Source organism: Micromonospora ferruginea, assembly GCF_013694245.2.
GTDB lineage: Bacteria > Actinomycetota > Actinomycetes > Mycobacteriales > Micromonosporaceae > Micromonospora > Micromonospora robiginosa.
Genome location: NZ_CP059322.2, coordinates 2,412,229 through 2,423,591 on the forward strand (window position 1 = coordinate 2,412,229; position 11,363 = coordinate 2,423,591).

Below are 11,363 nucleotides of genomic sequence, written 5' to 3' on the forward strand. Positions count from 1 at the left end.
CCTCACTCGGCGTACCGATGTCGTCGCGGCCGGCGGTCAAGACGTCTCCAGCTCGCGGTCGATCAGGTCGAAGATGTTCTCGGTGGTGGCCGACTCCAGGTCGCCGTCGTCGGCGGCCGCCTCGCGCGCGGTCAGCCGGTCCAGCAGGCCGTGCAGCCGTTCGGTGATGCCGCGGAACGCCTCGTCGTCCGGGTCGAGCCCGGCCAGCGCGGCCTCCAGCCGGTCGAGGTCCCGCCCGACGCCGCCGGCGGGGCCGGCCGCGCCGTCGGGCACGGCGATCCGCGTGGCGAGGTGGGTGGCGAGCGCGGCGGGCGTCGGGTTGTCGAAGACCAGCGTGGCCGGCAGCCGCAGCCCGGTGGCCGCGCCGAGCCGGTTGCGCAGCTCGACCGCGGTGAGCGAGTCGAAGCCGAGTTCCCGGAACGCGCGGTCCGGCTCGACCGCGGTCGGGTCGCCGACGCCGAGCACCACGGCGACGTGCGCCAGCACCAGGTCCCGCAACGCCCGCTCGCGCTTGTCGCCGGACAGGCCGCGCAGTGTCTCCGCGTAGGCCGGGCCACCGTCCGCCCCGGTGACCGCGCCGCGCCGCGCGCCGGCGCGGACCAGCGCGGTGAGCAGCGGATGGACCGGACCGCCGGCGCCCGGCGTGCTGATCTTCGCGGGCATCAGCGTGGGCCGTTCGGAACGCCAGGTGGCGTCGAACAACGCCAGCGCCTCGTGGTCGGTGAGCGCCACCAGACCGCTGCGTTCCAGCCGCCGCCGGTCGACCGCGCCGAGGTGGCCGGTGATGCCGCTGGCGGTGGCCCACAGGCCCCAGACCAGGGAGACCGCCGGCAGGCCGGACGCGCGCCGGTGCTCGGCGAGGGCGTCGAGGAACGCGTTGCCGGCCGCGTAGTTGCCCTGGCCCGGCCCGCCCATCAGGCCGGCGGCGGCGGAGTAGAGCACGAACGCGGTCAGCTCGTGGTCGCGGGTGGCGCGGTGCAGGTTCCAGGCCGCGTCGACCTTGGGGCGCAGCACCGCGGCGAGCCGGTCCGGGGTGAGCGTCTCGACGGTGGCGTCGTCGACGACGCCCGCGGTGTGCACCACGACGCGCAGCGGGTGCCGCTTGTCCACCAGGGACAGCACGTCGGCGACCGCGTCCGGGTCGGCCAGGTCGGCGGCGACGAGCTGCACCTCCGCGCCGCCGGCCTTGAGGTCGGCGAGCAGTTCGTCGGCGCCCTCGGCGTCCGGGCCGCGCCGGCTGACCAGCAGCAGGTGCCGGGCGCCGTGCGCGGTGACCAGGTGCCGGCAGAGCAGCGCGCCGAGCGTGCCGGTGGCGCCGGAGACCAGGACGGTGCCGTCGAGCCGGGGCGCCGGCGGGATGCTCAACGTCAGCTTGCCGACGTGCCGGGCCTGGCTGAGGAAGCGGAACGCCTCGGGCGCGCGCCGGACGTCCCAGGTGCGGCGCGGCAGCGGACGCAGCGCGCCGGCGGCGAACAGCGCCATCAGCTCCGCCAGCATCCGCCCGACCGTGGCCGGGCCGGCGGCCATCAGGTCGAAACCCTGGTAGCTGACGCCGGGGTGGTCGGCGGCGACCCGGGCCGGGTCGCGCGGGTCGGTCTTGCCCATCTCGACGAACCGGCCGCCGCGGTCGAGCATCCGCAGCGACGCGTCCACGTACGCGCCGGCGAGCGAGTTGAGCACCACGTCGACGCCGCGCCCGTCGCGGCGGGCCCGGAACTCGTCGACGAAGTCCAGGGAGCGGGAGGAGGCGATGTGCGCGTCGTCGAGGCCGGTGCCGCGCAGCACCGGCCACTTGCCGGGGCTGGCGGTGCCGTAGACCTCGGCGCCGAGGTGCCGGGCGATCTGCACCGCGGCCATGCCGACGCCGCCGGTGGCGGCGTGCACCAGCACCGACTCCCCGGCGGTGAGCCGGCCCAGCTCGACCAGCCCGTACCAGGCGGTCAGGAAGACCACCGGCACGCCGGCGGCCTCCGCGTACGACCAGCCGTCGGGGATGCGGGTGACCATGCGGTGGTCGGTGACCGCGACGGTGGCGAACGAGCCGGCGAAGATGCCCATCACCCGGTCGCCGGGCTTCAGGTCGGTGACGCCGGGGCCGACCTCGCGGACCACGCCGGCGCCCTCGCTGCCGAGCACCTCCTGGCCGGGGACCATGCCGAGCGCCAGCACCACGTCCCGGAAGTTGAGGCCGGAGGCGCGCATCTCGACCGCGACGTGGCCGGCCGGCACCGCGCCGGCCTCGACCGGCACCGGCAGCAACGCCAGGTTCTCCAGCGTGCCCTTCTCGGTGACGTCGAGCCGCCACGGCTGCCGGTCGCCGGGCGGCGTCAGCACGCCGGCGTCCCGGGCCCGGACCAGTCGGGGGGTCAGGGCGGCGCCGTCGCGGAGCGCGAGTTGCGGTTCGCCGGACGCGAGCGCGGCGGGCACCGCGCCGGGCGTCGCGGCGGCGTCGTCCAGGTCGAGCAGCGTGAACCGGCCGGGGTGTTCGGACTGGGCGGAGCGGACCAGGCCCCACACCGCGGCGCGGGCCGGGTCGCGGGGGGCCTCGCCGGGCGCGGCGGCGACCGCGCCGCGGGTGGTCAGCACCAGCCGGGCGTCGGCCAGGCGCGGTTCGGCCAGCCACTGCCGCACCAGCGCGAGCGTGTCGCGGGCGGCGGCGTGGGCGTCCGCGTCCACCCGCTCCGGGTCCGGGTCGGGGCCGCCGCGCAGGTCGACCACGATCTCCGGTACGTCGTCGCCGTCCACGGCGGCGAGCAGCGCGGCCAGGTCGGGGTGGACGCTCACCCGGTGCCCGGCGGCGCTCAGCGCCCCGGCCAGCCCGGCCGGGTCGCGGCCGGACACACCGTCCCGGTCCTCGCCGGTCGGCCCGGCCTGGTTGCCGGCCGGGCCGGCGAGGCCGGCGTGGGCCGGATCGGCGTGGGCCGGATCGGCGTGGGCCGGGTGGCCGGTGAGCAGCGCCCAGCGGGCCGGGGTGGCGGCGTCGTCGGTGGCCGGCAGCGGCGTCCAGTCGAGGTGGAACACGGCGGTGCGGCGCAGCGCGGCGGCCGCGTCGTCCTGGCCGGCGGCGACCGGGCGGAAGGTCAGCGACTCGACCGTGGCGACCGGGCGACCGGCCGGGTCGGCGAGCGTGACGGCGACCGTGTCCGGGCCGAGCGAGCGGATCGTCACCCGCAGCCGGGTGGCGCCGTGGGCGTGCAGGGTGACCGCGCGGAACGTGAACGGCAGCCAGCCACTGCCGGCCTCGGCCGGCGTGCCGAGCAACGCGGTGGGGCCGGTGGCGTGCAGCGCCGCGTCGAACAGCGCCGGGTGCAGGCCGAACCGGGACGCGTCGGCGGCCTGCGCCTCGGGCAGCGCCACGTCGGCGTACACCTCGTCGCCGTGCCGCCAGACGCGGCGCAGGCAGCGGAACGCGGGGCCGTAGGTGAGGCCGGCCTCAGCGGTGCCGGCGTACCAGGCGTCCAGGTCGGCGTCGACCTCGACGGCGCCGGCCGGCGGCCACTCCCCCGGTCCGGGCGCGGGTTCGGGGAGCTGCGGCAGCAGCAGGCCCTCGGCGTGCCGGGTCCACTCGGCGTCGCCGTCGTCGGCGGGCCGGGAGTGCAGCGTGACGGCCCGGTCGCCGGTGTCGCCGGGCGCGCCGACCCGGACCTGCACCTGGACCGCGCCGGTGGCGGGCAGCACGAGCGGGCTGATCAGGGTGAGGTCGCCGACCTGACCGGCGTCGACCTCGTCGCCGGCCCGGATCACCATGTCGGCGAGCGCGGTGCCGGGGACGACCACGGTCCGGCCGACGACGTGGTCGGCGAGCCACGGGTGGGTACGCGTGGACAGCCGCCCGGTGAGCACCACGGTCCGGTCGTCGGCGACCGGCAGCGCGGCGCTGAGCAGCGGGTGCCCGGCGTCGTGGAGGCCGGCGGAGGCGACGTCGTGCGCGGGTCGGACGGTGGTGGTGAGCCAGTACCGCTTCCGGTCGAACGCGTACGTCGGCAGGTCGACGGCGCTCGCGGGGGCGAGGACGCGGGTGAGGTCGACAGGTAGGCCGACGGTGTGGGCGGTGGCGAGGCTGGTCAACAGCCGGGTCGCGTCGTCGTCGCCGCGCCGCAGCGTCGACAGCGTGTGCCCGGTCGTGTCGGCGTCGTCGAGGATCGCCGTCACCGGCATGGTCAACACCGGATGCGCGGACACCTCCACGAACGTGCGATGCCCGGCGGCGAGCGCGGTCCGCACCGCCTGCTCGAAGCGCACCGGCTGCCGCAGGTTCGTGTACCAGTAGCCGCCGTCCATGCTCTCGGGCTCGGCCCAGTCCCCGGTCACCGTGGACACCATCCGGACCTGACCCGGCTGCGGGGCCAGACCGGCCAGGTCGGTGAGCATCCGGTCCCGGATCTGCTCCACCGCCGGGTTGTGCGAGGCGTAGTTGAACGGCACCGGCTTGGCCCGCACCCCCTCGGCCTCCCACCGCACGCGCAGTTCGGCGAGGGTGTCCGGCGGCCCGGACACCACCACGTGGCCCGGACCGTTGAGCACCGCCACCACCGTGCCCGGCACACCCTCGATGCGCGCCTGCACCTCATCGACCGGCAGGTCCACCGCCAACATCCCGCCGGAACCCGCCAGAGTGGCCAGCGCCTGCGCCCGCCGGATCACCGCCCTCGCCGCGTCGTCGAGCGACAGCACCCCGGCCACACACGCCGCGGCCATCTCCCCCTGCGAATGCCCGATCACCAGCGACGGCTCCACCCCGGCGGCCCGCCACACCTCGGCCAGGGACACCCCGACCGCGAACAGGACCGGCTGCAGGATCTCGACCCGGTCCAACCACGCGTCGTCGGCACCGGTCAACACCGACACCAGATCCACGTCCAGGAACGGCGCGAACGCCCGCTGACACTCCGCCAACCGCCCGTCGAACGGCGCACACCGACCCACCAGACCGGCCGCCATCCGCACCGACTGACCACCCTGACCCGGGAACACGAACACCGGCCCCGGGCCGTGCTCGACGGCCGACGCCGACACCACGTTGCCCGCCGGAGTCCCCGACACCAGCGCGTCCAGGCCGGCCAGCAGCTCGTCGCCGGTCACGCCGACCACGGCGGCGCGGTGCGCGAACGTCGAGCGGGTGGTCGCCAGGGACCAGGCCACCGCCGCCGGATCGGCCGGCCCGTCGGCGCGCAGGTGGGCGGCGAGCCGGGCGGCCTGCGCGGCGACGCCGGCCCGGGTACGGGCCGACACCGGCCAGAGCCGGACGTCGGCGTCCACCAGGCCCGGCGCGGCGGACACCGGCCCCGCGTCGGGCTCGTCGGCCTGCTCGATGACGACGTGGGCGTTGGTGCCGGAGATGCCGAACGACGACACCGCCGCCCGACGCGGACGGTCCACCGCCGGCCAGGGCCGCGCCTCGGTGACCAGCTCCACCGCGCCGGCCGACCAGTCGACCTGGTCGCTGGGCGCGTCCACGTGCAGCGTCGGCGGCACGACGCCGTGGCGCATCGCGAGGATCATCTTGATGACGCCGGCGACGCCGGCGGCGGCCTGCGTGTGTCCGAGATTCGACTTGATCGACCCGAGCAGCAGCGGTTCCGCCCGCTCCTGCCCGTACGTGGCCAGCACCGCCTGCGCCTCGATCGGATCGCCCAGCGTGGTGCCGGTCCCGTGCGCCTCCACCACGTCCACGTCCGACGTGGACAGCCCAGCATCCGCCAGCGCGGCCCGGATGACCCGCTGCTGCGACGGACCGTTCGGCGCGGTCAGCCCGTTCGACGCGCCGTCCTGGTTGATCGCGCTGCCGCGCACCACGGCGAGCACCGGGTGAGAGTTGCGGCGGGCGTCGGAGAGCCGCTCCAGCATCAGCACGCCGACGCCCTCGCCCCAGCCGGTTCCGTCGGCGCCGGCCGCGAACGCCTTGACCCGACCGTCGGCGGCCAGCCCGCGCTGGCGGGAGAACTCCACGAACAGCCCGGGCGTCGCCATCACGGTCACGCCGCCGGTCAACGCCACATCGCACTCGCCGCGCCGCAACGCCTGCACGGCCAGGTGGAACGCGACGAGCGAGGACGAGCAGCCGGTGTCCACGGACACCGCCGGTCCTTCCAGGCCCAGCGCGTACGACACCCGGCCGGACACCACGCTCGCCGCGTTGTCGGTGCCGCCGAAGCTCTCGTCCGGGGCGAGCAGCACCAACGCGCGGTAGTCCTGCCCGTTGGTGCCGGCGAACACGCCGGTCCGGGAGCCGCGCAGCGACTCCGGCAGCACGCCGGCCCGCTCGATCGCCTCCCAGGACGCCTCCAGCAGCAGCCGCTGCTGCGGGTCCATGGCCGCCGCCTCGCGGGGCGAGATACCGAAGAACACCGGGTCGAAGTGACCGGCGTCGTGCACGAACGCGCCCTGGTCGGTGTAGGTGGTGCCGGCCGACGCCGCGTCCGGGTCGACGAGCGTGTCCGCGTCCCAGCCCCGGTCGGCGGGGAAGTCACCGACGGTGTCCACGCCGTCGGCGACGATCCGCCACAACGCCTCCGGGTCGCCGACGCCGCCGGGGAAACGGCAGGCCATCGACACCACGGCCACCGGTTCCTCATCGGACGCGACGGTGGCGACCGTGGTGCCGGCCGGCGTCTGTTCGGCGCCGAGCAACGTGTCGCGCAGCAGCCGGGCCAGCGCCACCGGCGTGGGATGGTCGAAGACCAGCGTGGTGGGCAGCGGCCGGCCGGTGGCGGTGACCAGCCGGTTGCGCAGCTCCACCGCGGTCAGCGAGTCGAAGCCGAGGTCCCGGAACGCGGTGGTGGCCGGGATCGCGGCGGCGTCGGCGTGGCCGAGCACGTCGGCGGCGAGTTCCCGAACCAGGTCGGCGAGCGTCTCCTCGCGGCGGGCCGGGTCCAGGCCGGCGAGCCGGGCGCGCAGCGTCGCCGCCGGCCCGCCGTCGGCGTCGTCGTCGGCCGGTGCGCCGCCGTCGAGCGCGGCCCTCGCCTCCGGTACGCCCTCCAGCAGCGGCCGGCGCCGGGCGGAGGCGTACGCGGGGGCGAACCGGGACCAGTCCACGTCGGCGACCGTGAGCGTCACGTCGTCGTGGTCGAGGGCCTGCCGCAGCGCGCTCATCGCGACGTCGGCGTCCATCGGCGGCACGCCCCGGCGGCGCAGCGCCCGGTCCGAGTCGGCGACGTGCATGCCGCCCTCGCCCCACGAGCCCCAGGCGATGGCGGTGCCGGCCAGCCCGTCGGCGCGTCGGCGCTGCGCCAGCGTGTCCAGGTAGGCGTTGCCGGCCGCGTACCCGGCCTGCCCGGCGCTGCCCCAGGTGGCGGCGATGGACGAGTAGACGACGAACGCGTCCAGCTCGTCGCCGGCGAGCAGGTCGTGCAGGTGGGCCGCGCCGGCCACCTTGCCGGCGGTCACCTCGGCCAGTTCGGCGGCGGTGACGTCGGCCAGCGGGGTGGTCTGCGGCAGGCCGGCGGTGTGCAGGACGACGCGGATCGGCGGGCCGTCCGCGCGGAGCCGGTCGAGCAGCGCGGCGACGGCGGCCCGGTCGGCGAGGTCGCAGGCGGCGACCGTGACGCGGGCGCCCCGCTCGCGCAGCTCGGCGGCCAGCTCGGTGGCGCCGGGCGCCTCCGGGCCGCGCCGGCTGACCAGCGCCACGTGCGCGGCGCCGGCGCCGGCGAGCCAGCGGGCGGCGCGCGCGCCGAGCCCGCCGGTGCCGCCGGTGACCAGCACCGTTCCGGTGGGCGTGAAGCGGCGTACCGGGGGGCGGTCGCCGATCGGCGCGCGGACCAGGCGGCGGAGCAGGACGCCGGGGCCGCGCACGGCGAGCTGGTCCTCGCCGGCCGGCGCGGCGAGCAGCGCGGCGAGCCGGCCGGCGGCCCGCGCGTCGGGCTCGGCAGGCAGGTCCACGAGGCCGCCCCAGCGGTGCGGGGCCTCCACGCCGACCACCCGGCCGAGTCCCCAGACCGCGCCCTGGGCCGGGTCGGTCCCCCGGTCGTACGCGGCGGCGGCCACCGCGTTGCGGGTCACCAGCCACAACGGAGCGTCCAGTTCGGCGTCGCCGAGCGCCTGGGTGAGCGCGAGCGTGGCGGCCAGGCCGGGCAGGAGCGGGTCCGCGTCGGCCGGGGTCGCCCAGGACAGCAGCGACACCACCCCGCCGACGTCGACGCGGCCGTCGGCGTCGGTGGCGTCGGCATCCGAGGGGTCGGCATCCGTGGCGTCGGTGAGCGCGGCGGCGAGCGCGGTCCGGTCGGCGTCGGACGCCACGGCCAGCGGGCGCACGTCGGCGCCGGCGGCGGTGAGCGCGGCGCGGACGGCGGCCACCGCCGGGTCGTCGTCGAGGCCGGTCGGCACCGCCAGCAGCCAGGTGCCGGACAGCGCGGCGGTGGCCGGTTCGGGCGCGGCCTGCCACTCGATCCGGTAGCGCCAGCCGTCGAGCTGGTCGTGCTGCTGCTGCCGGCGTCGCCAGCCGGCGAGCACGGGCAGCAGCGTGCGCAGCGACTCGGCCGCCTCGGCGTCGTCGACGGCCAGGGTGTCGCGCAGCGCGTCCAGGTCGGCGCGGTCGACGGCGTCCCAGAACCGGTGGTCGAGCAGGGCGGCGGCGGGGGCCGGGGCGGCCGGCTCACCGGCCGGCACCCAGTGGTGCTGCCGCTGGAACGGGTAGGTGGGCAGGTCGACCAGGCGACCGGGCCGGTCGGCGAACGCGGGCCGCCAGTCCACCGCCGTGCCGGCGACGTGCAGCGCCGCGACGGACCGGTGGAACCGGTCCAGGCCGCCCTCGTCCCGGCGCAGCGTGCCGGTGACGGTGGCGGCACCCGGGCCGGCGGCGGCCTCGGCGCTGTCCTGCACCGCCATGGTGAGCACCGGGTGCGCGCTCACCTCGACGAACGTGCGGTAGCCGGCGTCGACGAGGCTGCGGACCGCGTCGTCGAAGCCGACCGTCTGCCGCAGGTTGCGGTACCAGTAGTAGGCGTCGAGGTCGGCGGTGTCGAGCCAGTCGCCGGTGACGGTGGAGCGGAACCGGACCGTGCCGCTGCGCGGCGTCACGTCGGCGAGCCGGGCCAGGAGCTGCGCCCGCAGCGGTTCCACGTGCGCGGAGTGCGAGGCGTAGTCCACCGGCACCCGGCGGACCCGGACGTCCCGGGACTCGTAGTGGGCGACCAGCTCGTCCAGCGCGGCGACGTCGCCGGAGACCACCACCGCGGTCGGGCCGTTGACCGCCGCGAGGGAGGTCCGCCCGGCCCAGCGGGTGATCGTCTCGGTCGCCTCGTCGGCGGTGGTCGCCACGGACACCATGCCGCCGTCGCCGGCCAGCTCCGCGATGACCCGGCTGCGCAGCGCCACCACGGCGGCGGCGTCGTCCAGGGTCAGGCCACCGGCGACGTACGCGGCGGCGATCTCGCCCTGCGAGTGGCCGACCACCGCGGACGGCTGCACGCCGTAGGACTGCCACAGCGCGGCGAGGGACACCCCGACCGCGAACAGCGCCGGCTGCACCACGTCCACCCGGTCCAGCGACGGCGCGTCCGGCGCGCCGCGCAGCACGTCGAGCAGCGACCAGTCGACGTACGGGCGCAGCGCCTCCGCGCAGGCGGTCAGCTTCGCCGCGAACACCGGCGCGGTGTCGAGCAGCCCGGCGGCCATGCCGACCCACTGCGAGCCCTGGCCGGGGAAGACGAACGCGACCTCGCCGGGCTGGCCGGCGGCGCCGGTGACCAGCGGCGGGGCGGACCGGTCGTCGGCGAGCGCGTCCAGCGCGGCGGTCAGCTCGTCCCGGTCGGCGGCGAGCACCACGGCGCGGTGCTCCAGCGGCGAGCGGGACACCACCGACGTCCAGGCCACGTCGGCGGGCGCGAGGTCCGGGTCGGCGGCCAGCCGCCGGGCCCAGCGTTCGGCCTGCCGGCGCAGCGCGGTACGGGTGCGGCCGGCGAGCAGCACCGGCCCGGTCCGGTCCGCCGGCGTGGCCGGCGGCGTCTCCTCGACCGGCTGTTCCAGCACGATGTGGGTGTTGGTGCCGCTCATGCCGAACGAGGAGACGGCGGCCCGGCGGGGCCGGTCCACCGCCGGCCACGGCGTCGTCTCGGTGACCAGCCGGACCGCGCCGGCGGTCCAGTCGACGTGCGGGGTGGGCCGGTCGACGTGCAGCGTGGCCGGTACGGTCCCGTGCCGCATGGCGTAGATCATCTTGATGATCCCGGCGATGCCGGCGGCGGCCTGCGCGTGCCCGAGGTTCGACTTCACCGAGCCGAGCAGCAGCGGCCGGTCCGCGGGCCGGTCCTGCCCGTACGTGGCCAGCAGCGCCTGCGCCTCGATCGGGTCGCCGAGCGTGGTGCCGGTGCCGTGCGCCTCCACCACGTCGACCAGGTCGGGGGTGAGCTTCGCGCCGGCCAGCGCGGCGCGGATGACCCGCTGCTGGGACGGGCCGTTCGGGGCGGTCAGCCCGTTCGACGCGCCGTCCTGGTTGACCGCCGAGCTGCGGATCACGGCCAGCACCGGGTGGCCGTTGCGGCGGGCGTCGCTGAGCCGTTCCAGCAGCAGCACGCCGACGCCCTCGGACCAGCCGGTGCCGTCGGCGGCCTCGGCGAACGACTTGCACCGCCCGTCGGCGGCCAGCCCGCGCTGCCGGGAGAACTCGACGAACGGGCCGGGCGTGGCCATCACGGTGGCGCCGCCGGCCACCGCCAGCCCGCACTCGCGTTCCCGCAGCGACTGGCAGGCGAGGTGCACCGCGACCGAGGAGGACGAGCAGGCGGTGTCCACGGTGATCGCCGGGCCCTCCAGCCCGAACGTGTAGGCGAGCCGGCCGGAGACCACACTGGCGGCGGTGCCGGTGAGCACGTACCCCTCGGCGTTCGGGGCGCGGTGCAGCACCGCGGCGTAGTCCTGGCCGGACGTGCCGACGAACACGCCGGTGCGGCTGCCGCGCAGCGACAGCGGGGCCAGGCCGGCGCGCTCGAACAGCTCCCAGGTGACCTCCAGCAGCAGCCGCTGCTGCGGGTCCATGGCGACCGCCTCGCGGGGCGAGACGCCGAACAGCGCGGCGTCGAACTGCCCGGCGTCGGCCAGGAACCCGCCGGCCGCGGTGTACGACGTGCCGGCGTTCTCCGGGTCGGGGTGGTGCAGCAGGTCGAGGTCCCAGCCCCGGTCGGCGGGGAAGTCGCCGATGGCGTCGCCGCCGTCCGCGACGAACCGCCACAGCTCCTCGGGTGAGCTGATCCCGCCGGGGTAGCGGCAGCTCATCGCCACCACCGCCACCGGCTCGGACTCCTCGGCGGTGACCTCGCGCAGCCGCTGGCGGGTCTGGTGCAGCTCGGTGACGACCCGGGTCAGGTAGTCCCGCAGCCGTGCCTCGTCCCCGGCCGCTCCGGTGGTGCCCACTGCCGTGTCCGCCATGG

General features: G+C 77.1%; 1 protein-coding gene. It reads right to left on the reverse strand.

Annotated elements, in window-relative coordinates; translation table 11 throughout:
- Window positions 1–36: 36 nt before the first annotated feature.
- Window positions 37–11,346 carry a type I polyketide synthase gene (locus tag H1D33_RS10545; RefSeq protein WP_479686835.1) on the reverse strand — a complete coding sequence of 3,770 codons (11,310 nt, stop codon included), beginning with the start codon at window positions 11,344–11,346 and terminating at the stop codon, window positions 37–39.
- Window positions 11,347–11,363: the final 17 nt, after the last annotated feature.